Raw genomic sequence first — 23,852 nt, forward strand, 5'->3', positions numbered from 1 at the left:
TCTTTTTTTTTGTTTTTTTTTTTCTTTTTTTTTGTTTTCTCCTCCTCCCCCCCCCCCCCCCCCCCCCCCCCCCCCCCCCCCCCCCCCCCCCCCCCCCCCCCCGCGCCAGCTTGTTCTGGGCCTCCTCGCGCAGCCGGTGGCCCGTGCGCTGGACGACGGTCGTGGCGAGCCGCTGCTGCAGCCAGTTGAGCCCGGCGGAGCCGACGACCAGGGCCAGCGCGGTGGCGAGCACCCGGGCCACGGCGTGGAAGTCGACACCGGCCGGGCTCGCGGCGCCGGAGACGACGAGGTCGGTGGCGTGGCCGAGGATCATCGGGCTGAGGACGGCAAGCGTGACACCGACCGCCGCGGCGGCGAACACGGCGACGACCCGGGTGCGTTCGGGCGCCATGGTGCGCAGCAGGCGCAGCCCGGAGGAGCGGAAGTCCAGGGACCGTTCGAGGGAGGGGGCGCTGAGCCCGGGCCCGCGCTGCTGTACGGCCGGGCCCCGGCGCTGAGGGGCACGCCCTTCCTTCTGGTTCGCGGCACTCACGCTGCTTCCTCCTCGGTGAGCTGGGAGAGCACGATCTCCCGGTAGGTGGCGTTGTCCCGCATCAGTTCCTCGTGGGTGCCGCTGCCGACGGCCCGGCCCTGGTCGAGGACGACGATCCGGTCGGCGCCGCGGATGGTGGAGACGCGCTGGGCGACGACGACGACGGTCGCGTCGGCGGTCTCGGCGGCGAGGGCTTCCCTCACCAGCGCGTCGGTGCGGTGGTCGAGGGCCGAGAAGGAGTCGTCGAAGAGGTAGACCCGCGGGCGGGCCACGAGGACCCGGGCGATGGCGAGTCGCTGGCGCTGCCCGCCGGAGAGGTTGGTGCCGCCCTGGGCGATCGGCGCGTCGAGTCCCTCCGGGAGGTTCCGTACGAAGTCGGCGGCCTGGGCGACCTCCAGGGCGTGCCACATCTCCTCGTCCGTCGCCTCCGGCCTGCCGTAGCGGAGATTGCCGGCGACCGTGCCGGAGAAGAGGTACGGCTTCTGCGGGACGAGTCCGACCGTACGGGCCAGCAGCGTGCGGTCCATGGTGCGGACATCGACGCCGCCGACCCTGACCTCGCCTCCGGTCGCGTCGAAGAGGCGCGGGACGAGGCCGAGGAGGGTCGTCTTGCCGCTGCCGGTGGAGCCGATGACGGCGGTGGTGCTGCCGGGAGCGGCGGTGAGGCTCACCGAGCGGAGGACCGGTTCCTCGGCGCCGGGGTAGCTGAAGTCGGCGCCGACGATCTCCAGTCGGCCCGGCCCGCGCAGCTCGTGGACGGGTGCGACGGGCGGGGCGACCGACGGTTCGGTGGCGAGGATCTCCTGGATGCGTTCGGCGCTGACCTCGGCCCGGGGCAGGTGCATCATCAGGAACATGACCATCATCACGGACATCATGATCTGGAGCAGGTAGCCGAGGAACGCGATCAGCGAACCGGCCTGCAGCGCGCCGGACTCGATCCGGTGGGCGCCGGCCCAGACGATGGTGACGGTCGCGAGTTCCCAGACGATGAGCACGATCGGGAACATGACGGACTGGAGCCGGCCCACCCGCAGTCCGACCTCGCGCAGCTCGTCGTTGGCGGCGGCGAACCGCCGCTGTTCGTGCCGGTCGCGGACGAAGGCGCGGACGACCCGGATCCCGGTGATCTGTTCGCGCATCACGCGGTTGACCCGGTCGACCCGCTCCTGCATCCCGCGGAACAGCGGCCTCATGCGCAGGACGACGGTGCCGACCGCCCCGGCCATGAGGGGGACGAAGAGCAGGAGCAGGAGGGCGAGGGGAACGTCCTGGTCGAGGGCCATGACGATGCCTCCGACGCACATCAGGGGCGCGGCCACGAGCATCGTCAGGACGAGGACGGCGAACGTCTGGACCTGCTGGACGTCGTTGGTCGTGCGGGTGATCAGGGAGGCGGTGCCGAAGCGGCTCATCTCGCGGGCGGAGAAGTCCTGGACGCGGCGGAAGACGGCGGCGCGCAGGTCACGGGCGACCCCCATGGCGATCTTGGCGCCGCAGTAGACGGCGGCCGCCGCCGCGGCGGCCTGGACCAGGGCGACGGCGGCCATCAGGCCGCCACCCCTGAGGACATGGCCGGTGTCGCCGCGCAGTACTCCGTTGTCGATGACGTCGGCGTTGAGGGTGGGCAGGGTCAGGGAGGCGGCGATCTGGAGGAGCTGGAGCAGGACGACCAGGGCCAGGGTGCGCCGGTGGGGCCGCAGCCGGCCGGCGACGAGTCGGAGGAGCATGGCTTCCCCCGTGCTCAGGCGGCGTACGGGCGGCCGGACTTGGCGTCGCGCAGGGCGTGGGCCCACCAGGCGAGCTGGTCGAGCATCGACTTGGCGGCGGCGTCGGGACCGGTGGGGTCCTTGGGTCGTCCGTCCTCGAAGAGCCCCCACACGTTGTGGAAGGAGACGGTGTCCCGGACGGTGACGGCGTGCACCTCCGCGTAGACCTGGCGCAGTTGCTCGACGGCGCGCAGTCCGCCGCCCATCCCGCCGTACGAGACGAAGCCGACGGGCTTGGCCTGCCACTCGGTGAAGTGCCAGTCGATGAGGGACTTGAGGGAAGCCGGGAAGGAGTGGTTGTACTCGGGGGTGAGGACGACGAAGGCGTCGGCGGCGGCCAGGACCGGGGAGACCTTGGCCAGTTCGGCGCGGACGCCGGCGTCGGGGTGGTGCGAGAGGGCGGTCGGCAGGTCGATGTCGGCGAGGTCGACGACGTCGACGGTGAAGTCGTCGCGTTCGGCGGTCCGGCCGAGCAGCCAGTCGGCGACGACGGGGCCGAAGCGGCCTTCGCGGTTGCTGGCGACGATGACGGCGAGCTTGAGCGGCGCGGAGTGCGCGGAGTTCGTGAGGTCCATGCCGAGGATCCTTCTTCCTCAAGTTTGGTTGAGGTCAAGCGCCGATTTTCGTGTACGTCTCCGCTCTACGGTGAGGGCATGACGACACCCCTCCCGTACCTCGAGACCGACGGCTCCCCCGTCACCGACCCGGCGCTCGCCGCGAGCCTCCTGACCGGCTACGGCCACTTCACCGCCGCCCAGGTGCGCGACGGCCGCGTGCAGGGGCTCGACCGGCATCTCGCCCGCCTCGACGGCGCCAACCGGGAGCTGTTCGGCGAGGGCGCCGACGAGGTGCGTGTGCGGGCGCTGCTGCGGCACGCCCTGGAGGCGGCCGGCCGCCGGGACGCGGCGGCGCGGGTGTACGTCCACCCGGACCTCGCCGGCGGCACCCGGACGACGGTCACCCTGCGCGAGCCGTACACGCACGTCCCGGCCCCGCAGCGCCTGAAGTCCGTCGTGTACGGGCGGCCGGCGGCCCACATCAAGCACGTGGGGGGCTTCGGGCAGACGTACTACGGCGAGGCGGTACGGCGCGAGGGTTTCGACGAGGCGCTGCTGACGTCCCCGGACGGTGAGATCGCCGAGGGTGCCGTCACCAACATCGCGTTCTGGGACGGCACGTCGCTGGTCTGGCCGTCGGCCCCCTGTCTGCACGGCGTCACGATGGCCCTGCTGGAGGAGCGCCTGGAGTCGGTGCGCCGGCGGGTGACGCGGGACGGCCTCGGGGACTTCCGGGCGGCCTTCGTGACGAACTCCCGGGGGATCTCGCCCGTGGCGCGGATCGACGGGACGGACTTCGACGTCGACGAGGACCTGATGGACCGCGTGCACACGGCATACGCGTCGGTGCCGTGGGACGAGCTGTAGGACCGGGAGCCGCCCACCGCCCGGCGCCTCCGGACCGCGTCACCCATTCGGCACGGGGTGCCGGCTGACACCCCGTAACCCTGCCCGACCTGCGCAAACGCCCGCTCGCCAGGCGACACACCGCACCGGACGGCGTAATCCTGATTGTCCATCAGCAGGCGCGGAGCGTGCCGCGGCACTTACCTCGGTCCTACGGAAGACCGCTCGCGCGCCCCGGAGGACACCCCATGCGCACCACTGCCCGCCTGCTCACCGGTACCGCGCTGACGGTCGCCGCGATCGGCGCCTTCGCCGCACCGGCGGCGTACGCCGGGAACTGGGAGGCGCTGGAGGTCTACCCGGCCTCCGCCACCCCCGGCACCACCATCACCGTCAACACGCTCGCCTGCGGCAAGAAGGGCCACGGCGTCGGGGACGCGAACTCCCTCGGCGCGGGCGAGTTCCAGCTGAACCCGAGCACGCACAAGGAGGTCGTGGTCGGACAGTTCACGATCCCGGAGCACACCAAGGCCGGGACGTACGGCATCAGCGTCGCCTGCGACAACGGCAAGACCGCGCGCGGTGACCTCGTCGTCCGGCACAAGGTCCCGAGCGGCCACGTCAAGACCGGTGTCGGAGGCAGCGTCGGCCCCGACACCGCCCAGGTCACGGCGGGCGCGGCGGTGCTGGCCGCGGCTGCCGTCGGCGGTACCTGGCTCCTGCGTCGCCGGGCGAGCGGCACGCAGGGCCGTTGAGGGGTCCGGGTCCTTCCCGGGCCCTGGGCGTACCGCCCGCGCCCTGCCCCCGCCGCGCGCCCCACGAGGCCCGGCGGGGGCGGGGCCACACTCCCGCACCCCCCAGGGGCAGACCGTGAGGGCAGACCGTGAGCAGTAGGAGCAAGGGCTGGGGCATAGCCGCCGCCGTGTGCGTCGGCCTCTGGCTCGTCCAGGACGGTTCGCAGGACATCACCCCGCCGGTCCCGTCGGCCGCCGAGGCGTTCGCGGCCGGGCCGAACGCGCACACCGACGCCGCCGCCGACCCGCTGCCGCCCTCCGCGCCCGTCCGGCTGCGCATCCCCGAGATCGACGTCGACACGCCCATGACGGGGCTGGGGCTGAGCCAGGACGGCACGCTCGAGGTGCCGCCGGCGGAGGACCGCAACCTGGCCGGGTGGTACGAGGACGGCCCCCCGCCCGGCGCCCGGGGCACCGCGATCGTCGCCGGCCATGTCGACAACGCGCGGGGCCCCGCCGTCTTCTACGCGCTGGGCGCGCTGAAGAAGGGCAACAGGATCGAGGTGGACCGGCAGGACGGCCGTACCGCCGTGTTCACCGTCGACGCCGTCGAGGTGTACGAGAACGAGGACTTCCCGGACCAGAAGGTCTACGGGGAGAAGGGCCGCGCCGAGCTGCGGGTGATCACCTGCGGCGGCGGATTCAGCGAGAAGTCCGGCTACCAGGGGAACGTGGTGGCCTTCGGCCATCTCATCGGCGTGCGCTGAGACCCGTCAGCTCCACTGGTCGAAGGCGAGCTTCGCCACCAGGGAGAAGACCACGAACAGCAGCACCCCGCGGACGAACTCCGAGCCCTTCCTCAGCGCCATCCGCGCCCCGATCATCCCGCCGGCCAGGTTGAAGACCGCCATGACGGCGGCGAGCTGCCACAGGACGGTGCCCTGGTAGGCGAACATCGCGAGCGCGCCCGCGTTGGTGCAGACGTTGACGATCTTGGCGGTGGCGGAGGCGGTCACCAGGTCGAGGTGGAGCACGGCGGTGAGCGCGAGGACCAGGAACGTGCCCGTCCCGGGTCCGAAGAGCCCGTCGTAGAAGCCGATCCCACCGCCGACGAGCACGATCGCGGCCACGACACGGGCCCGGCCCACGGGCCCCTTGTCCTCGCCCTGGGTGCCGAAGGACGGCCGCAGCATCACGAAGGCGGCCACGCCGAGCAGCACCACCATGATCACGGGTCGCAGCACGTCGCTGCTGATCCCGGCGGCGAAGAAGGCGCCGCCCATGGACCCGGCCAGCGCGGCGAGCCCGATCCGTACCGCCGTCCTCACCCGCACCGGGGCCTTGCGCACGTAGGTGACGGCGGCCCCCGACGTGCCGACGATCGCGACGGCCTTGTTGGTGCCGAGGATCTGGGCCGCGGGAACCTGCGGGAGCCCGAGGAGCAGGGCGGGCAGCAGCAGGAGCCCTCCCCCGCCGACCACGGCGTCGATCCAGCCGGCCACGAGTGCGGCGAGGCAGAGCAGGACGAGGGTCGTCAAGGATATGTCGGGCATGATCGCGAGCCTAGGGAGGCGATGGGTGCGCCGTCCATCGATCGCGGGAGAGTTGAGCTACGTCTGAGGTTGCGCCTGACCGGCGCCGGTGGAGGCTCCCTCGGCGCCTCACGCCGGAGGGTCTCACCCCTCCGCGCCTCACGCTGGAGAGTCCCCGCCCCCGCGCCTGTCACCGGAGAGCCCCCGCGCGCCTCACCCCGGCGCTCGCCTCACAGCCGTGAGCCTCACAGGGCGAAGCCCCCGGATCTGAGATCAGCGTTCCGTGCGGGAAACAATCGGGATGCCGTCGGGTAACACCCGCCCCGCACTCTTCGAGACATGAGTACACGGATCGTGGTGGTCGGAGGCGGAACGGCGGGCGCCCGGCTCGCCCAGCGCCTGCCGGTCACCCTCCTCGGCGAAGAGCCGCACGCACCGTACAACAGGGTGCTGCTCGCGGACGTCCTCGCCGGGCGGTACGCGCCCGAGGTGATCGCGCTGCCCGCTCCCCAGGAGCCGGTGCGGCGCGGAGTGCGGGCGGTGCGGATCGATCGTGCCGCCCGGATCGTGGAGTGCGAGGACGGGACGGAGGTCGGCTACGACCGGCTGGTCCTGGCCACCGGCTCCAACCCGGTGCTGCCTCCGCTGCGTGGCCTGCGCGGCTCCCAGCTGCCGGCCGGCGTCCACCCGTTCCGTACGCTCGACGACTGCCTGGAGCTGCGGGCACTCGTCCGGCCCGGTGTCCGCGCCGTGGTCGTCGGCGGCGGGCTGCTGGGGGTCTCCGCGGCCCGCGCGCTGGCGGCGCTCGGCGCCGAGGTCGTGCTCACCCAGCAGGGCGAGCGGCTCATGGAACGCCAGCTGGACGCCCACGCCTCGGAGCTCCTGCGCGAGCACGTGGAGTCGCTGGGCGTCGAGGTGCACACCGAGTGCCGGGTCAGCGGCCTGCGCCAGGAGGACGGCGCGGTCACGGCCGTGGAGCTGGCCGACGGCTTCGTGCTCGAGGCCCAGGTCGTGGTGCTCGCCTGCGGGGTCAGGCCGCGTGTCGGTCTCGCCCGGGACGCCGGTCTGGACGTCCGCAAGGGCATCGTCGTCGACGACGCGCTGCGAACCTCCGACCCGTACATCCACGCCATCGGCGACTGCGCCGAGCACGACGGCCGGGTGTACGGCCTGGCCGGGCCGGCCCTGGAACAGGCGGACGCGCTCGCGGACCTCCTGCTGGCGCTGCCGGACACCGGGGCCTCCCCGTACACCGGCACCCGCGCCCTGACCCGGCTCACGCTCGGCGGTCCGGTCTCGCTCGACCTGGCCTCCTTCGGCGAGGCCACTCCCCTGCCCGGGGACGACGTGGTCCAGCTGACCGACGCCACCCGGCGCGCCTACCGCAAGGTCGTCGTCCGCGGCGACCGCCTCGTGGGGGGCGTACTCCTCGGCGATCTGGCCGCGGTCGGAACGCTCGCCCGGGCGTGGGAGGGCGACGAGGCCCTTCCGAACGCTCCCCTGCTCCACCTGCTCACCCATGACGGAGGCTCCTGAGATGTCGACCATGCCCGTGCACACCCCCACTGTCGTCCTGGTCGGCCACGGCATGGTGGGCCAGCGTTTCCTCGAGGCGCTGGCGGATCGCGGCGTCACCGAGCGCGCGCGGGTCGTCGTGCTCTGCGAAGAGCCGCGACCCGCCTACGACCGCGTCCAGCTGACCTCGTACTTCTCCGGCCGCACCCCCGACGACCTCTCGATGGTCGAGGACGGCTTCATGGAGAAGCACGGCATCGAGCTGTACGTCGGCGACCCGGCCGAGACGATCGACCGCGACGCCCGTACGGTCACCGCGCGCTCCGGGCAGGTCTTCGCGTACGACACGCTCGTCCTGGCCACCGGCTCGTACCCCTTCGTGCCCCCGGTCCCCGGCAAGGAGGCCCGCGGCTGTTTCGTCTACCGGACGATCGAGGACCTGCTCGCCATCGAGGAGTACGCGAAGACGGCGACGACCGGCGCGGTCGTCGGCGGCGGTCTGCTCGGCCTGGAGGCGGCGGGCGCGCTGAAGGGGCTCGGCCTGGCCACGCACATCGTGGAGTTCGCGCCCCGGCTGATGCCGGTGCAGGTCGACGAGGGCGGTGGCGCGGCGCTGCTGCGCACGATCGAGCAGATGGGGCTGAGCGTCCACACGGGCACCGGCACCCAGGAGGTCGTGACCGAGAACGGCGCGGTCACCGGCATGCGCCTGTCGGACGGCTCCGAACTCGCCACGGACATGGTGGTCTTCTCCGCGGGCGTACGGCCCCGGGACCAGCTGGCCCGCGACTGCGGTCTGACCGTCGGTGAGCGCGGCGGCATCGCGGTCGACGCGCACTGCCGGACGTCCGACCCCGCCGTGTACGCGATCGGCGAGTGCGCGCTGGCCACCGACGGCCGCGTGTACGGCCTGGTCGCCCCCGGCTACGAGATGGCGCTGACGGCGGCGGCGGTGATCGCCGAGGAGGCCGACGAGAACACGGCCGGCTTCACCGGTGCCGACATGTCGACGAAGCTGAAGCTGCTCGGTGTGGACGTGGCCTCCTTCGGTGACGCGCACGGCACGGCCGAGGGCTGCCTCGACGTCGTCTACTCCGACTCCCGCTCCGGGGTCTACAAGAAGCTCGTGATCGACCAGGAGGGCAGGCTGCTCGGCGGTGTGCTGGTCGGTGACGCCGACTCGTACGGCATGCTGCGGCCGCTCACCGGCTCGGTCCCGCCGGTCTCGCCCGAGCAGCTGGTACTGCCGGCGGGTGCGGGCGCACCGGTCGCGCTGGGCCCGTCCGCGCTCCCCGACGACGCCGTCATCTGCTCGTGCCACAACGTCACCAAGCACGCGATCACCCAGTGCTCGACGCTGCCCGAGGTGAAGAAGTGCACCAAGGCCGGTACCGGCTGCGGCAGCTGCGTGAAGCTCATCGGCCAGCTGCTGCCGGAGCCGAAGGACAAGGGGCTCTGCGCCTGCTTCTCGTACACCCGCAGTGAGCTGTACGAGATCACCCGCACGCTGCGGCTGACCTCCTTCGCCGAGCTGCTCGACTCGCACGGCCGGGAGGCGGCGCGCGGCGGCGAGGGCTGTGAGATCTGCAAGCCGACCGTCGCCTCGATCCTGGCCAGCCTGGCACCGACGATCGGCGCGGGCGGCTACATCCTCGACGGCGAGCAGGCGTCCCTCCAGGACACGAACGACCACTTCCTGGCGAACATGCAGCGCAACGGCTCGTACTCGGTCGTGCCGCGCATCCCGGGCGGTGAGATCACCCCGGACAAGCTGATCGTGATCGGCGAGGTGGCACGGGACTTCGGGCTCTACACCAAGATCACGGGCGGGCAGCGGATCGACATGTTCGGCGCCCGCGTCGAGCAGCTGCCGGCGATCTGGACCCGCCTGGTCGACGCGGGCTTCGAGTCGGGGCACGCGTACGGCAAGTCGCTGCGCACGGTGAAGTCCTGTGTGGGGCAGACCTGGTGCCGCTACGGCGTGCAGGACTCGGTGAAGATGGCGATCCAGCTGGAGCTGCGCTACCGGGGCCTGCGCTCTCCGCACAAGCTCAAGTCGGCGGTCTCCGGCTGCGCCCGCGAGTGCGCGGAGGCGCAGTCGAAGGACTTCGGCGTCATCGCGACGGCGAGCGGCTGGAACCTGTACGTGGGGGGCAACGGCGGTGCGACGCCGCGCCACGCGGACCTGCTCGCCCAGGACCTGTCGGACGCCGAACTGGTGCGGTTGATCGACCGGTTCCTGATGTTCTACATCCGCACCGCCGACCGCCTGGAGCGCACCTCGACCTGGCTGGAGCGGCTGGAGGGCGGCCTCGAGCACCTCAAGGACGTGGTCGTGCACGACTCGCTGGGGCTCTGCGACGAGCTGGAGGCGCTGATGGCGGCCCATGTCGAGGACTACCAGGACGAGTGGGCCCAGACCCTGGACGACCCGGACCGGCTGCGCCGCTTCGTGTCGTTCGTGAACGCGCCCGAAGCGCCGGACCCGTCGGTGAAGTTCGTGCCCGAGCGGGACCAGATCAAGCCGGACCTGACGGTCCTCACCATCGGAACCCGCCTGGAAAGGGTCTGAAGCCATGAAGCTCGAACTGTCTCCGTCGCCCGACGCCTGGATGACGGTCTGCGACGAGTCCCGGCTGACGCCGGGCCGGGGCGCGGCCGTGCTGCTGCCGGACGGCCGCCAGGCGGCGCTGTTCAAGGACCGGTCGGGGCGCGCGTACGCGATCGACAACCGGGACCCCTTCACCGGGGCGCAGGTGCTGTCGCGGGGTCTGCTCGGCTCGGCGAACGGCCGGCCGTTCGTGGCCTCGCCGCTCCTGAAGCAGCGCTTCGACCTGGAGACGGGCCGGTGCCTGGACGACGAGGAGGTCGCGGTGGCGGTGTACCCGGTCCGCGTCCACGAGGGCGCGCTCCACGCCGTCTGAGACGCCTCCAACCCGGTTTGCTTGACCGAGCGTTCCAGAAAGCCCTACGGTGAGGGCGTGGCCAGGACCAAGGAGTTCGATCCGGACGCCGCGCTGCGGGCAGCTCTCGAGCTGTTCTGGCGGCGCGGGTACGAGGCGACGACGATGTCGGACCTCGTCGAGCACCTCGGGATCGGCCGCGCCAGCATCTACGCCACCTTCGGCAACAAGCACGACCTGTACATGAAGGCGATGGACTGCTACCTCCGGTCGCGTGACCCGCTCATACTGGAGGAGCTGTCCGCGCCGGGGCCGGCGCTGCCGCCCGTCCGGGCCCTGGTCCGCCGCTTCGCCGAGGAGGCGGGGACCGACGAGGTCCGCCTGACCGGCTGTTTCATCACGAACTCGGCGGCCGAACTGGGGCCGCACGACGGCGCGGTGGCGCGGCGGGTGGAGCTGAGCTGGGAGCAGATCGAGACCCTGCTGCACGCCTCCCTCGTCCGGGCCCGCGCCCAGGGCGAGCTGCCCGCCGACCGCGATCCGCAGGCCCTGGCCCGGATGCTGCTGGTCCTGATGCAGGGCATCCGCCTGGTCGGCAAGGCGTCGAGCGACCCCGCGAGGGTCCGCGACGCGGCGGAGCAGGCGCTGTCCCTGCTGGACTGAGACCTTCGCGAAGGGCGCCCCGAGGGCGCCCTTTTCTTGGGCCTTCATATTGGAACGCACGGTCAAGAAAGTGGGGGTGTCGAAGGTGGGGGTGTCGAAGGTGGGGGACCAGAAGGCGAGGGTCCGGAAGGCCGGGGACCAGAAGGCGAGGGTCCGGAAGGCCGGGGACCAGAAGGCGGTGGTCCGGAAGGTGGGGGGCATGGCAGGAACGACCGGCCGGGAAGCATGCGGGCCGGGGGCCGGAGCCGGGCTCCGGCCGGACAGGGTCACCGGCGCCGTGGCTCCGGCCTTACGCCTCGCCGCCGGCCGCGGGGGCTTCGCCCTGCTCGGCGCCGTACAGGTCACACTGATCTTCACGCTCGCGTCGATCGCCGTGCCCCTGCCCCGGATCGGCCGCGAGTTATCCCTCGGGCGACCTGAGTTGATCCTGCTCAGCGCCGCGTACGGGCTGACCTTCGCCGGGCTGTTGCTCTTCGGTGGGCGGCTCACCGACCGGTACGGCGGCCGGCGCGTCCTCACCGCCGGACTCCTCGCCTTCGGGACCGCCTCCGCCCTCGCCCCGCTCGCTCCCGGGTACGAGGCGCTCCTCGCCGCCCGGTTCGCCCAGGGCGTCGGCGCGGCCCTCGTCGCGCCCGCCGCGATGGCGGTCCTGCGCGCGCTGTTCCCCGAACCCGCCGCGTACGGGCGGGCGATGGCCACGTGGGGCGGCCTCTCCGTCCTCGGCGCCACCGCGGGCAATCTGCTCTCCGGTGTCGTCTCCGCCCTCACCGACTGGCGCTGGGCCTTCGCGGTGCCGGTCGGCGTGAGCGTCCTCGCCCTCGCCCTCGGCCCGCGCCTCCTCCCCCGCACCCCAGCGGGTCCCGGCCGTACGCTCGACCTGCCGGGCGCGGTGCTGGCCACCATGGGTGTCACGCTGGCCAGTTACGGTCTCGTCCGCACCGACGCGCACCCCTGGAGCTCGGCGGCCGTCCTGCTCCCGCTGCTCGGCGGACTGGTTCTCCTCGCCGCGTTCACGGCCGTCGAGGGGCGGGCCGGGGACCCGCTGCTGCCGCCCGTTTTCCTGCGCGACCGCCGCCGCGGCCTCGGCCTGGCCGCGATCGCGCTGACCGCGGCGGGCACGGCCACCGTCTTCGTCCTGCTCTCGCTCGGTCTGCAGCAGGAGCGCGGCTACTCCGCGCTGCTCACCTCGGCCGCCTTCGTCCCCTTCGCCGTCGCCCTGCTCGCCGCGGGACGGCTCGCGGCCCCGCTGATCGGGCGGTACGGCCCCGGGCGGGTCACCGCCGCCGGCCTCGCGACGGGAGCCTGCGGGCTCGCCCTCCTCGCGGCGACGGGGCTCGACCCCGCCGTCCCGTACGCCTCCGGTCTGCTGCCCGGGCTGCTCCTGCTCCCGGCGGGCGCCGCCGCCTCCTTCGCGGGGGCCGCGGTCCTGGCCACCGACGGCGTACCGCCGCACCGGGTGGGGCTCGCGGGCGGTGTCCTCAACACGGCCATGGAACTCGGCCCGACCGTCCTCTTCGCCGTGCTGCTCACGCTCGGGAGCGATGCCTCGTCGCTCGCCGCGACGGCCGTCGGCTTCGCCACCCTGGCCGCTCTGACCGCCCGTACCGCCCGTACCGCCCGTACCGCCTCCACCACGCCTACCGCGTGACGACGGCCTTCTCTCTCACCTCTCTCACCTCTCTCACCTCTCTCTTCAGGAGTTGACCTCGCATGTCCGCACGTTTCACCCACAAGACCGTCCTCGTCACCGGCGCCGGCACCGGGCTCGGCCGGGCCATCGCGCTCGCCTTCGCCGCCGAGGGCGCGAAGGTCGTCGTCTCCGGCCGCAGCGCGGCGACCCTCGACGAGACGGTCTCCCTGATCGAGGCCGCGGGCGGCACCGCCGCCGCCGTCACCGCCGATGTGGCCCGGGCCGAGGACGTCCGTCACCTCGTCCACCGCACGGTCGAGATCTTCGGCGCCCTCGATGTCGCCGTGAACAACGCCGGGATCTTCCGGGGCGGCGCCTCGGCCGCCGATTTCCCGCTGGAGGACTGGCAGGCGCTGCTCGACACCAACGTCACCGGCGTCCTGCACTCGCTCCAGGCGGAGATCGCGCACATGCGCGCCCACGGCGGCGGCTCGATCGTCAACGTCTCGTCCAACCTCGGCGCGCACGTCCGCATCCCGGGCGTCTTCGGCTACCAGGTCTCCAAGGCTGCCGTGTCCGCGATCACCCGCGCCGCCGCCCGCGACCACATCGCCGACGGCGTCCGGATCAACGCGGTCAGCCCGGGCGCCGCGGAGTCCACCATGTCGCTGCTGCCCGGCGAGACCGAGGCCGAGCGGGAGGTGCGGATGAAGGAGCAGTCGCCGCTCGGCCGTATCTCGACGGCCTCCGAGGTGGCGGCGGCGGTGCTGTACCTGGCCTCGGAGGACGCCGGCTCGGTCGTCGGATCCGACCTGGTGGTCGACGGCGGCGTCTCCGCCTGATCCTCCGCGGGGCTCAGCCCTGGACGGCCGCCGGGTCCATCCAGAAGACCTCCCAGTGGTGGCCGTCGGGGTCCGCGAAGGAACGCCCGTACATGAAGCCGTGGTCCATCGGCTCCTTCGCCGCCGATCCTCCGGCGGCCAGGGCGCCGTCCGCGAGCTCGTCGACCTTCTCCCGGCTCTCGGCGCTCAGCGTGATCAGGACCTCGGTCGTCTTCGTCGCGTCGGAGACCTCCTTGCCCGGCGCGGTGAACTCCCTGAACTTGGGCTCGGTCAGCAGCATCGCGAAGATCGTGTCGCTGATGATCAGGCACCCGGTGTTCTCGTCGCTGAACTGCGGGTTGAAGGAGTAGCCGAGCTTGCCCCAGAAGGCCTTCGAGGTCTCCAGGTCCTTCACGGGCAGGTTCACGAAGATCATCTGGGTCATGGTGGTCACTCTCTCCTGTGGTTCGTCCGTGTCGTGTGCGCTTTCAGGAGGTAAGACGGCGGGGCCGAGCGGAACTCATCGGTTCGGGGCGATCTCTTCTCGAAGATCTGTCCAACACTCGCCCGAGGCACCTCACCACGGTTCACGCTAACGTCGAACCGTGAGCCCCGCAGGCAGGAAGATCACCGAAAAGCTCTCCGACGAGGCCCTCGCCGCTGCGACCGGCAAGGGCTGGGCCGACTGGTTCGCCCTGCTCGACGCGTGGGGCGCGACGGAGCGCGGGCACACCGAGATCGCCCGCCACCTGGTGGCGGCCGAGGGGGTGAGCGGCTGGCACGCCCAGTCGATCACCGTCGGGTACGAGCAGGAGCGCGGGATGCGCGCGGTCGGGCAGTCCTCCACGGGCGACTGGCAGGTGAGCGCGAGCAAGACGGTGCACGCCCCGGCCGCCCGCTGCACGGCCGCCTTCGCCGACGGGGGGCTGCGGCGCCGCTGGCTCCCGGAAGGCGAGCTGGAGGTGCGCACCCATCGGCCGGGCATCTCGGTGACGGCGGACTGGGACGGCGGGACGAGCCGGATCGAGGTCTATCTGACGCCGCAGGGCGACGCGAAGACCCGGATCGGGCTCGGCCACACCAAGCTCCCGGACGCGGACGCCGTCTCCGCCTACAAGGACTTCTGGCGCGAGCGCCTGGCCGGGCTCAAGACGCTGCTGGAGTCCGAGGGGCGATCCCCCACCGGCTGAGGGTGTCGCTCTCCTCGTCGTACGTGAGCCAGGTGCCGTCCCCGAGGGGCCGGGTGTAGCCGTCGACGGGCCCCCCGGGGTAGTCGACGGTCCCGCGTATCTCCAGGGTGCGGGCGTCCAGGAGCCAGTGGCGTGCGGCGTCCGGGTCCTCGTCGTGGTCCACGGTGGAGGCGATGACCGTCTCGGCGTCGACGAAGCCGCACGCCCAGTCCCAGGAGGGCCGGTCCTCCTCGCTCGCGGCGCCCGGGGGCTCCGCCTCGGCCAGCACGGTCCCGTCCAGGGTGTGCAGCTGGAGGTCGTCCCCGTAGTGCTCCATCGTCAGGAAGCCGGTGTGCTCCTGATGGACGTCCATCAGAATCCGGTCCAGCGTCTCGTTCAGGTCCCAGGTGGTCAGCTTCTCCCCGTCCCAGCGCCCCCAGTACAGCAGGATGCCGTCCTGGCCCATGCCGATCTCCAGACCCATGTGGACCCCGTCCGGGTGCGGGTGCTGCTGGGAGCCGGAGGCCACGCTGTCCAGGGTCAGCCGGGCCAGCTCGCGGCCGTCGGTCGCGTCGAGGACGACCCACAGTTCGTCGTAGTCCCCGTCGTCCTCGCCCTCGCCGCGCTCCGGCGTGACGACGTGCGCCCACACCAGCCGGCCGTCGCCCGAGACCTTGCAGGACCCGGATTCGTTGTCGCGGCAGATCTGCGCCGGGTCACCGGTGTGCCGGTGACCTATCTGCTGGTCCCAGCAGCCGTGCCGGTACTCCCACAGGGTCGCGCCCGCCGTGTCCACCGCCCGCACCGAGCGCTGGCCGGAGAACACCGCGAAGGTGCCGTCCGGGCTCACCGAGTGGACCCCCTGCTCCCATCCCGGCCACGGCACCGGGAAGACGGCGCGCGGGGCGCGCTCCCCGGCCAGGAGGCCGTCCAGCTCGTACACGTGCAGCTCGTGCCCGTGCCGCAGCAGGGCGCGGCGCGGCGAGCCCGTCCGGCTCTCGTAGGCCGCGCCGTTGATCAGTGCGCTCCCTCCCGGAAGCCATACCGAGGCGAGCAGTTGTGCGGTGATCGACATGCCCCCGACCGTAACGAACCCCAGTGACATTCGGACCGACGCTTCCCCTTCACCGCTTGTTGATGCACCGTCAACTCCGTACTTCTAGGTTCCGGATCGCGCGTCCCGCCGCAGACCGTGCGGCGGGTGATCACCACCACCTCTGGAGTGTGACGTGGAGCGACGCAGTTTCCTGCGCGGAGCGGTCATCGGCACGTCGGCCGCCGCCTTCGGCGGCACCTTGATGCGCGGGGCCGCCTACGCGGCGCCCGCCCAGCCCGGCGCCGGCCCGTACGGCGCCCTCGGCGCCGCCGACGCCCGCGGCATCCAGCTGCCGAGCGGGTTCACCAGCCGGATCATCGCCCGGTCGGGGCAGACGGTCACCGGCACTTCGTACACCTGGCACAACGCCCCCGACGGCGGCGCCTGCTTCGCCGACGGGACCGGCTGGATCTACGTCTCCAACTCGGAGATCTCCACCACCGGTGGCGCGAGCGCCATCAAGTTCAACTCGTCCGGTTCGATCACCTCCGCCTACCGCATCCTCTCCAACACCAACCGCAACTGCGCCGGTGGCGCGACCCCGTGGAACACCTGGCTCTCCTGCGAGGAGGTCACCACGGGATACGTCTACGAGACCGACCCGTGGGGCGTGAACGCGGCGGTCCGCCGGCCCTTGATGGGCCGGTTCAACCACGAGGCCGCCGCCGCCGACCCCGTCCGCAAGGCGATCTACCTCACCGAGGACGCGTCCGACGGCTGCTTCTACCGCTTCGTCCCCACCACCTGGGGCAACCTCTCCTCCGGCACCCTCCAGGTCCTCAGGGCCGGCACCGCCACCTCCGGCTCCTTCACCTGGGCCACCGTGCCCGACCCCGACGGCTCGCCCACCGCGACCCGTAACCAGGTCTCCGGCGTCAAGCGCTTCAACGGCGGCGAGGGCTGTCACTACGCCAACGACACCGTCTGGTTCACCACCAAGGGCGACAACCGCCTCTGGCAGCTCAACCTGCTCACCAACACCTACGAACTGGCCTACGACGACTCGCTCGTGGTCGGCGGCGGCGCCCCGCTGACCGGTGTCGACAACGTCACCGGCTCCTCCTCGGGCGACCTGTTCGTCGCCGAGGACGGCGGCAACATGGAGATCTGCGTCATCACGCCGGACGACATCGTCGCGCCGTTCCTGCGGATCACCGGTCAGTCCGGCTCCGAGATCTGCGGGCCGGCCTTCTCCCCCGACGGCACGCGGTTCTACTTCTCCAGCCAGCGGGGCACCACCGGCAGTTCCTCGGGCGGCATCACCTACGAGGTGACGGGTCCGTTCCGCGCGTAGTGGCGTTCGGCGGGGGCCCGTGACGGGCCCCCGACTCCCTGGGCGCCGCCCAGCAGGGCGGCGCCCAACGGCGTGAGCGTGTGCAGGACGGCGTTGCCGTGCCGCAGGGTGGCGACGAGCCCGGCCTCGCGCAGCACGCCCGCGTGCTGGCTCGCCGATGCCAGCGACACCCCCGCCCTGCGGGCCAGTTCGCTGGTGGTCCCGCCGTCCCCGATCGCGTGCAGCACCGCGGAGCGGGTGTTGCCGACCAGCTTGGCCAGCGAGGACCCGCCCGGTTCCCGGACGGTCGGCGCCTCGCAGTGCGTCGTCGGATAGACGAGCACCGGCGGCAGCGAGGGATCGCGCAGGACGACCGGGGTGCCGCGGCAGAAGTACGAGGGCTGGAGCAGCAGACCCCTGCCGTCGAGGTACAGGTCGCGCTCGACGGGATAGTCGGCCTCCAGGACGGGCGCGCGCCAGCGGAGCATCGGCGGCAGCGAGGCGAGCAGTTCGTCGGCGCCGCCGTCGAGCAGGGCCCGACCGCGCAGCGCCCGGTCGGCCTCGACCCGGGCCCGGATGTGGGGCCAGTACGGCTCGATCGCCGCCCGGTGGTAGCTGCGCAGCGCCCCGACGAGCCGGCTGAGCGGCTCGGCGCCGCCCTCGGCGAGGGCGCGCAGCGAGTGGGGCACGGTCCGGCCGCCCGGCCGGTCGGCGCCCAGCAGGGCCAGTTCGCGGCGGAGGCGGGTCTGCGAGGTCCCGCGGACGGCCTGGAGGCCCTCATCGAGGCCGTGCACGCCCTCGGACGGCGTCAGGAAGTCGGGGAAGTAACCGCGACTGGGCACGAGGGCCGCGAGGAGCCGGGTCTCACCGTTGAGGCGTGTGCGGGTGTCCGAGCGCCATTCGCCGTAGACGACGGACCCGCGCCGGTCTCTTAAACGGTGAAAACTGAGAATCGTTTCCCACAGAACATCCGGCCGGGCCGCCATCCGGACCCCGGCGACATCGTTTGCGGTGAAATGAATCCGCAGCATGAAACCCCCACCTGTGCACTCGCAACCACCCCCGTCGATGAGTATGCACACCATCACTGCACGTTACCAGGGTGTTTCAGCCACACTTGAAAAGCATCGCGGAGAACGGGGGAGAACCGAAAAGCTGTGCGGGTCGGGCAGGAAACCTTCAGGACCGAGGTGGCGTGACGAAGACCGTGGGGGGCTTCACACGTCCGGCGGCGGTCGGCGAGGGTTGCGGCTCACCTGCCCGGCATGGGTAATGGGCGCGGTCACCGGGTGGGGATCCGGGGGCCGCGCCCCTCCCGTTCTTTGCGGGACGAATCGTGGAAAGTTCAAAACAGAAAGTTCAATGGCCAATAATTCAACCGGCCTCAATTGAACATGAACTCACATCAGGCGAACATCCGGGTGCCGATGTGGGGCGGACGAAATACGACGGGGCGGACACCTCCGCACAAGGTGTCCGCCCCGTCTCTCCTGCTGACCGGAGCCACCGCCCATCGGTTTGAGGGTCGGGGACGAGCGGCGGCTCCGGCGGTCTTTGCTACTGAACGCTCGGTCAGCGAGCGTCCGGCACGGCGTCAGCGGCTGTCGGAGCCCTTCGACTCGGCGGCCGCACGGCCGGCCTCCAGGCGCGCCACCGGGATCCGGAACGGCGAGCAGGAGACGTAGTCGAGACCGACCTCGTGGAAGAAGTGGACCGACTCCGGGTCGCCGCCGTGCTCGCCGCAGACGCCGAGCTTGATGTCCGGTCGGGTGGCCCGGCCGGACTCGACGGCGCTGCGGACCAGCGCGCCGACGCCGTCCTTGTCGATGGTCTCGAACGGCGAGACACCGAAGATGCCCTTCTCCAGGTACGCGGTGAAGAAGCTGGCCTCCACGTCGTCCCGGGAGAAGCCCCACACCGTCTGGGTGAGGTCGTTGGTGCCGAACGAGAAGAACTCGGCGGCCTCGGCGATCTGACCGGCGGTCACGGCGGCGCGCGGCAGCTCGATCATGGTGCCGAGCGCGAGCTTGAGCTCCACACCGGTCCGGGCCTGCACCTCGGCGATGACCTGCTCGGCCTCGTCGCGGACGATCTCCAGCTCCTGGACGGTGCCGACGAGCGGGATCATGATCTCGGCGCGCGGGTCGCCCTTGGCGTCGATGCGCTGGGCCGCGGCCTCGGCGATCGCCCGGACCTGCATGGTGAACAGACCGGGGATGACCAGGCCGAGCCGGACGCCGCGCAGACCCAGCATCGGGTTCTGCTCGTGCAGCCGGTGCACGGCCTGGAGCAGGCGCAGGTCGTTCTCGTTCGGGTCCTTGCGGGCCTCGGCGAGGGCGACGCGCACGGACAGCTCGGTGATGTCGGGCAGGAACTCGTGCAGCGGCGGGTCGAGCAGGCGGACCGTGACGGGCAGGCCGTCCATGGCCTCGAAGAGCTCGACGAAGTCCTGCTTCTGCTGCGGGAGCAGGGCCTGGAGGGCCTCCTCGCGCTCCTCGTCGGTGTCGGCGAGGATCAGCTTCTCGACCATCTCGCGGCGCTCGCCGAGGAACATGTGCTCGGTGCGGCACAGGCCGATGCCCTGGGCGCCGAAGCGGCGGGCGCGCAGCGCGTCCTCGGCGTTGTCGGCGTTGGCGCGGACGCGCAGCCGGCGGACGCGGTCCGCGTAGGCCATGATCCGGTGAACGGCCTGGACGAGCTCGTCGGCGTCGTCGGCGCCGGCGTGCATACGGCCCTCGAAGTACTCGACGACCGGGGACGGTACGACCGGTACCTCTCCGAGGTACACCTTGCCGGTGGAGCCGTCGATGGAGACGACGTCGCCCTCCTCGATGACCGCGCCCGAGGAGGTGGTCATCCGGCGGCGCTTGGTGTCGACCTCGAGCTCCTCGGCGCCGCAGACACAGGTCTTGCCCATGCCGCGGGCGACGACGGCGGCGTGCGAGGTCTTGCCGCCGCGCGAGGTCAGGATGCCCTCGGAGGCGATCATGCCGTCGAGGTCGTCCGGGTTGGTCTCACGGCGGATCAGGATGACCTTCTCGCCGGAGCGGGACCACTTGACGGCCGTGTACGAGTCGAAGACGGCCTTGCCGACCGCGGCACCCGGGGACGCGGCGATGCCGCGGCCGATCTGCTCGACCTTCGCGTTCTCGTCGAACTTGGGGAACATCAGCTGGGCGAGCTGCGCGCCGTTGACGCGCTGGAGCGCCTCGGCCTCGTCGATCAGGCCCTGGTCCACGAGCTGGGTGGCGATCCGGAAGGCGGCACCGGCGGTGCGCTTGCCGACACGGGTCTGCAGCATCCACAGCTGGCCGCGCTCGATGGTGAACTCGATGTCGCAGAGATCCTTGTAGTGGGTCTCCAGGGTCTCCATGATCTGCATCAGCTGGTCGTACGACTTCTTGTCGATCGACTCCAGCTCGGCCAGCGGCACCGTGTTGCGGATACCGGCGACGACGTCCTCGCCCTGGGCGTTCTGGAGGTAGTCGCCGTAGACGCCCTGGTGGCCGGAGGCGGGGTCGCGGGTGAAGGCGACGCCGGTGCCGGAGTCCGGGCCGAGGTTGCCGAAGACCATGGAGCAGACGTTGACCGCGGTGCCCAGGTCGTGCGGGATGCGCTCCTGGCGACGGTAGAGCTTGGCGCGGTCGGTGTTCCAGGAGTTGAAGACGGCCTCGATGGCCAGGTCCATCTGCTCGCGCGGGTCCTGCGGGAAGTCGCGACCGGCCTCGGCCTTCACGATCTTCTTGAACTGCTTGACCAGCTTCTTGAGGTCGGCGGCGTCGAGGTCGGTGTCGACGGTGACCTTCTTGGCGGCCTTGGCCTCGTCGAGGGCCTCCTCGAAGAGCTCCCCGTCGACGCCGAGGACGGTCTTGCCGAACATCTGGATGAGGCGGCGGTACGAGTCCCAGGCGAAGCGGTCGTCGCCGGCCTGCGCGGCGAGCCCGGTGACGGACTCGTCGGAGAGGCCGATGTTCAGGACCGTGTCCATCATGCCTGGCATGGAGAACTTGGCGCCGGAGCGGACGGAGACCAGCAGCGGGTCGTCGGCCTGGCCGAGCTTCTTGCCCATCTTCTGCTCGAGGGCGTCGAGGTGCGCGCTGACCTCGTCGCGGAGCTCGACCGGCTCGGAGCCGCTGTCGAGGTAGACCTTGCACGCCTCGGTGGTGATCGTGAAGCCGGGGGGAACCGGGAGGCCGAGGTTGGTCATCTCGGCGAGGTTCGCACCCTTGCCACCGAGCAGGTCCTTCAGGTCCCTGTTGCCCTCGGTGAAGTCGTACACGAACTTCTGATCTTTGTTTTCCGACACGTGTCTCGACTCCTCGAGGACTCGGTGGCTGCCCTGACGGCCAGGAACATACCCAGATCGAAGGCTCCTGGGGAGGTATGCCTAGCGGTCATCTGGTCTTAACCACCCGTCCGCCAGGACATCGAAAGTAACTGACGGGTAGCTTCCGCTTTCAGAAGCCGAAGCCCCCTTGACTCAAACCTCAGCCTACGCGCTCATCTGAGCCCCTTCCTGAGCATCTGCGTTCAACTCTTGAACACAAGAGGGGTGGCACCCAGTGCCACCCCTCCATAAGTGCAACGCCGCGTAATCTGCTCATCTGAGCAGCACCCTTATCAAGGGTGGTGCGAATCACTCCGTAAAAGCGTCCCGTTTCCCACGATCCGGACGCCCGAGGTCACCCTCCGGACGTGTCCGACTCCGCCTCCTCGCTGACCCCCGCGCAGTCGTATGGGTCCTTCAACCAGCCGTCGGGCAGCACCACACGGTTGTTTCCGGAGGTACGGCCACGGGGACCGTCCGCGCCCGCCGGCCACGGCTGGTCCAGATCGAGCTCGCTCAACTGAGCGCTCAGTTCGTCCAGGGACGAGGTGATCGCCAGCTTCTTGCGCATCTCCGAACCGACCGAGAAGCCCTTCAGGTACCAGGCCACGTGCTTGCGGAAGTCGATGACACCACGCGATTCGTCCCCGAGCCACTCGCCGAGCAGCCGCGCGTGCCGCACCATCGCGTCCGCGACCTCGCGCAGACCCGGCTGGGCGTACGCGCCGGTGCCCTCGAAGCCCGCCACCAGGTCGCCGAAGAGCCACGGCCGCCCCAGGCAGCCGCGTCCCACGACCACGCCGTCGCAGCCGGTCTCGCGCATCATCCGCAGCGCGTCGTCCGCGGACCAGATGTCGCCGTTGCCGAGCACCGGGATCTCCGGCACGTGCTCCTTGAGCCGCGCGATCGCGTCCCAGTCCGCCGTACCGCCGTAGTGCTGCGCCGCCGTCCGCCCGTGCAGGGCGATCGCCGTGACCCCCTCCTCGACCGCGATCCGGCCCGCGTCCAGGAAGGTGATGTGGTCGTCGTCGATGCCCTTGCGCATCTTCATGGTGACCGGAAGGTCGCCCGCGTTGCGCACGGCCTCGTGCAGGATCGCGCGCAGCAGCGGCCGCTTGTACGGCAGGGCCGAGCCGCCGCCCTTGCGCGTGACCTTGGGGACCGGGCAGCCGAAGTTCAGGTCGATGTGGTCGGCCAGGTCCTCGTCCGCGATCATCCGCACGGCCTTGCCGACCGTGTTCGGGTCGACGCCGTACAGCTGGATCGACCGCGGCTTCTCGCTCTCGTCGAAGCGGATGAGCTGCATGGTCTTCTCGTTGCGCTCGACCAGCGCCCGCGTCGTGATCATCTCGCTAACGAACAGGCCCTTGCCGCCGCTGTACTCGCGGCAGAGGGTGCGGAAGGGGGCGTTGGTGATGCCGGCCATCGGCGCGAGCACCACCGGCGGCTGCACGATGTGCGGCCCGATGGCGAGAGGGGAGAACACGGTCATTGAGCCATTGTCGCGCACTGCCGCCGTCATCCGTCGGCCGTGCCGTCCGCGCAGGCCAACAGGCGCTCGAGGCCCGCCCGGGACTCCTCGTCCACCGGTACGTACGTCACCAGGCGCGGCCCGGAGGTCGGTCCGAGCCAGACGTTGGTGTGTTCCAGGTGCAGCGTCCCGACCCGGGCGTTACGGATGATCTTGGTGCGGCCGCCCTGGGCCACCACCTCGTGGCGCGCCCAGATCTCCCGGAACTCCGGCGAGGCTGCCTCCAGGCGGTGCAGCATCGCCTTCCAGGCGGGCTCGGCGAGGTGCTCGGCCATCGAGGCGCGGAACTTGCCCGCCATCGCGCGCGTGACGTCCGGCAGCTCGGCGACGGCGGCCCGCCAGTCGTCGTTGGTGAAGGCCAGCCAGATGCAGTTGCGGTCCTCGCGCGGCAGCGCGTCGAGATCGCAGAGCAGCCTGCCGTACGTGCGGTTGTACGCCAGGATGTCGTACCGGCTGTTCTGGATGCAGGCGGGCAGCGGCTCCAGCTGGTCGAGCATGGCGCGCAGGGCGGGCGTGACGGTCGGACAGGGCGACTCGGGGTGCGGATCGCTCTCCCCGCCGAGGGCGAAGAGATGGCTGCGCTCGGTCGGGTCGAGCAGCAGGGCCCGGGCGAGGGCGTCGAGGACCTGCGGGGAGACGTGGATGTCCCGCGCCTGCTCCAGCCAGGTGTACCAGGTGACGCCGACGGCGGAGAGGTGCGCGACCTCCTCACGGCGCAGCCCCGGGGTGCGGCGGCGGCGGCCGCGGACCAGGCCCACCTGCTCGGGGGTGATGCGCTCACGACGGCTGCGGAGGAACGCGGCGAGCTCGTGCCGGCGGACATCGGCGTTCGTACCGGCGCCCGGCGCTCCGGTCGCCGCGGGGCTGGTCGCTCCCGCGGGTACCGTGCGGGTCTCCACTGCCATGGTCGTCATGCTCCCAGGGTGCCGGGGCGGTCAGCCCGTTGCCAGGTAG

The 23,852-nt window shown here is 71.5% G+C and carries 20 protein-coding genes and 1 pseudogene; 11 read left to right on the forward strand and 10 right to left on the reverse strand.

What is annotated here, in order from left to right; all coding sequences use genetic code 11:
- The 3 genes and pseudogenes from ACZ4VW_RS07590 to ACZ4VW_RS07600 form a co-directional block, all read right to left on the reverse strand.
- Positions 1–532, reverse strand: a pseudogene (locus ACZ4VW_RS07590) (hypothetical protein); the annotation flags it as partial.
- A complete protein-coding gene (locus ACZ4VW_RS07595; RefSeq protein ID WP_467959455.1) occupies positions 529–2,262 on the reverse strand; it encodes an ABC transporter ATP-binding protein in 1,734 nt (577 codons plus the stop codon). The pseudogene ACZ4VW_RS07590 and the gene ACZ4VW_RS07595, both read right to left, overlap by 4 nt.
- Positions 2,263–2,276: 14 nt before the next feature.
- On the reverse strand, positions 2,277–2,876 hold the full coding sequence (locus ACZ4VW_RS07600; protein ID WP_467959457.1) for an NADPH-dependent FMN reductase: 600 nt from the start codon (positions 2,874–2,876) through the stop codon (positions 2,277–2,279).
- A 78-nt stretch (positions 2,877–2,954) separates the two neighbouring features.
- Here ACZ4VW_RS07600 and ACZ4VW_RS07605 point away from each other — a divergent pair, with 78 nt between their 5' ends.
- The 3 genes from ACZ4VW_RS07605 to ACZ4VW_RS07615 all read left to right on the forward strand — a co-directional run bounded on the left by ACZ4VW_RS07605 (position 2,955) and on the right by ACZ4VW_RS07615 (position 5,205).
- On the forward strand, positions 2,955–3,725 hold the full coding sequence (locus ACZ4VW_RS07605) for an aminotransferase class IV (RefSeq protein WP_467959459.1): 771 nt from the start codon (positions 2,955–2,957) through the stop codon (positions 3,723–3,725).
- Positions 3,726–3,952: 227 nt separating this feature from the next.
- Complete coding sequence (locus ACZ4VW_RS07610; protein ID WP_467959461.1) at positions 3,953–4,459, forward strand: hypothetical protein; 507 nt, start codon at positions 3,953–3,955, stop codon at positions 4,457–4,459.
- A gap of 128 nt (positions 4,460–4,587) precedes the next feature.
- A complete protein-coding gene (locus tag ACZ4VW_RS07615; RefSeq protein ID WP_467959463.1) occupies positions 4,588–5,205 on the forward strand; it encodes a class F sortase in 618 nt (205 codons plus the stop codon).
- Positions 5,206–5,211: 6 nt separating this feature from the next.
- On the opposite strand, the gene ACZ4VW_RS07620 is transcribed toward ACZ4VW_RS07615, so the two are convergent.
- Positions 5,212–5,991: a sulfite exporter TauE/SafE family protein gene (locus ACZ4VW_RS07620; protein ID WP_467959465.1), complete on the reverse strand. Its 780-nt coding sequence runs from the start codon at positions 5,989–5,991 to the stop codon at positions 5,212–5,214.
- 318 nt (positions 5,992–6,309) lie between these two features.
- Here ACZ4VW_RS07620 and ACZ4VW_RS07625 point away from each other — a divergent pair, with 318 nt between their 5' ends.
- The 6 genes from ACZ4VW_RS07625 to ACZ4VW_RS07650 all read left to right on the forward strand — a co-directional run bounded on the left by ACZ4VW_RS07625 (position 6,310) and on the right by ACZ4VW_RS07650 (position 13,523).
- The gene (locus ACZ4VW_RS07625; RefSeq protein ID WP_467959467.1) at positions 6,310–7,506 is read left to right on the forward strand and encodes an NAD(P)/FAD-dependent oxidoreductase; all 1,197 of its coding nucleotides are present in this window, start codon (positions 6,310–6,312) and stop codon (positions 7,504–7,506) included.
- A 1-nt stretch (position 7,507) separates the two neighbouring features.
- Positions 7,508–10,057, forward strand: coding sequence for a nitrite reductase large subunit NirB (nirB, locus tag ACZ4VW_RS07630; protein WP_467959469.1), 2,550 nt, complete (start codon positions 7,508–7,510; stop codon positions 10,055–10,057).
- 4 nt (positions 10,058–10,061) lie between these two features.
- On the forward strand, positions 10,062–10,409 hold the full coding sequence (gene nirD / locus ACZ4VW_RS07635; RefSeq protein ID WP_467959471.1) for a nitrite reductase small subunit NirD: 348 nt from the start codon (positions 10,062–10,064) through the stop codon (positions 10,407–10,409).
- Between the two features lie 57 nt (positions 10,410–10,466).
- The gene (locus ACZ4VW_RS07640) at positions 10,467–11,051 is read left to right on the forward strand and encodes a TetR/AcrR family transcriptional regulator (RefSeq protein WP_467959473.1); all 585 of its coding nucleotides are present in this window, start codon (positions 10,467–10,469) and stop codon (positions 11,049–11,051) included.
- Positions 11,052–11,250: 199 nt separating this feature from the next.
- On the forward strand, positions 11,251–12,699 hold the full coding sequence (locus ACZ4VW_RS07645; RefSeq protein ID WP_467959475.1) for an MFS transporter: 1,449 nt from the start codon (positions 11,251–11,253) through the stop codon (positions 12,697–12,699).
- Positions 12,700–12,761: 62 nt separating this feature from the next.
- Positions 12,762–13,523, forward strand: coding sequence for an SDR family NAD(P)-dependent oxidoreductase (locus ACZ4VW_RS07650; RefSeq protein WP_467959477.1), 762 nt, complete (start codon positions 12,762–12,764; stop codon positions 13,521–13,523).
- 13 nt (positions 13,524–13,536) lie between these two features.
- Here the strand turns inward: ACZ4VW_RS07650 and ACZ4VW_RS07655 are convergent, their stop codons facing one another.
- Entirely contained in the window at positions 13,537–13,947 is a 411-nt protein-coding gene (locus ACZ4VW_RS07655; protein WP_467959479.1) for a VOC family protein, read from the reverse strand.
- Positions 13,948–14,107: 160 nt separating this feature from the next.
- On the opposite strand from ACZ4VW_RS07655, the gene ACZ4VW_RS07660 reads away from it, so the two are divergent.
- The gene (locus tag ACZ4VW_RS07660; protein ID WP_467959481.1) at positions 14,108–14,692 is read left to right on the forward strand and encodes a hypothetical protein; all 585 of its coding nucleotides are present in this window, start codon (positions 14,108–14,110) and stop codon (positions 14,690–14,692) included.
- Here the strand turns inward: ACZ4VW_RS07660 and ACZ4VW_RS07665 are convergent.
- Positions 14,649–15,746 (reverse strand): hypothetical protein, encoded by a 1,098-nt coding sequence (locus tag ACZ4VW_RS07665; RefSeq protein WP_467959483.1) that lies wholly within the window; start codon positions 15,744–15,746, stop codon positions 14,649–14,651. The two genes, ACZ4VW_RS07660 and ACZ4VW_RS07665, sit on opposite strands and share 44 nt — an antisense overlap.
- Before the next feature lie 154 nt (positions 15,747–15,900).
- Between ACZ4VW_RS07665 and ACZ4VW_RS07670 the strand changes: the two genes are divergently transcribed.
- Entirely contained in the window at positions 15,901–17,061 is a 1,161-nt protein-coding gene (locus ACZ4VW_RS07670; protein ID WP_467959485.1) for an alkaline phosphatase PhoX, read from the forward strand.
- Here the strand turns inward: ACZ4VW_RS07670 and ACZ4VW_RS07675 are convergent.
- The 4 genes from ACZ4VW_RS07675 to ACZ4VW_RS07690 form a co-directional block, all read right to left on the reverse strand.
- Positions 17,031–18,071: an ArsR/SmtB family transcription factor gene (locus tag ACZ4VW_RS07675; protein WP_467959487.1), complete on the reverse strand. Its 1,041-nt coding sequence runs from the start codon at positions 18,069–18,071 to the stop codon at positions 17,031–17,033. The two genes, ACZ4VW_RS07670 and ACZ4VW_RS07675, sit on opposite strands and share 31 nt — an antisense overlap.
- 563 nt (positions 18,072–18,634) lie before the next feature.
- Positions 18,635–21,346 carry a pyruvate, phosphate dikinase gene (gene ppdK, locus ACZ4VW_RS07680; RefSeq protein WP_467959489.1) on the reverse strand — a complete coding sequence of 904 codons (2,712 nt, stop codon included), beginning with the start codon at positions 21,344–21,346 and terminating at the stop codon, positions 18,635–18,637.
- Between the two features lie 376 nt (positions 21,347–21,722).
- Positions 21,723–22,859: a tRNA dihydrouridine synthase DusB gene (gene dusB, locus ACZ4VW_RS07685; RefSeq protein ID WP_467959491.1), complete on the reverse strand. Its 1,137-nt coding sequence runs from the start codon at positions 22,857–22,859 to the stop codon at positions 21,723–21,725.
- A 26-nt stretch (positions 22,860–22,885) separates the two neighbouring features.
- Positions 22,886–23,812, reverse strand: coding sequence for an MmyB family transcriptional regulator (locus ACZ4VW_RS07690; protein WP_467959493.1), 927 nt, complete (start codon positions 23,810–23,812; stop codon positions 22,886–22,888).
- Positions 23,813–23,852 lie beyond the last annotated feature (40 nt).

The organism is Streptomyces sp. NPDC029139 (genome assembly GCF_055564335.1).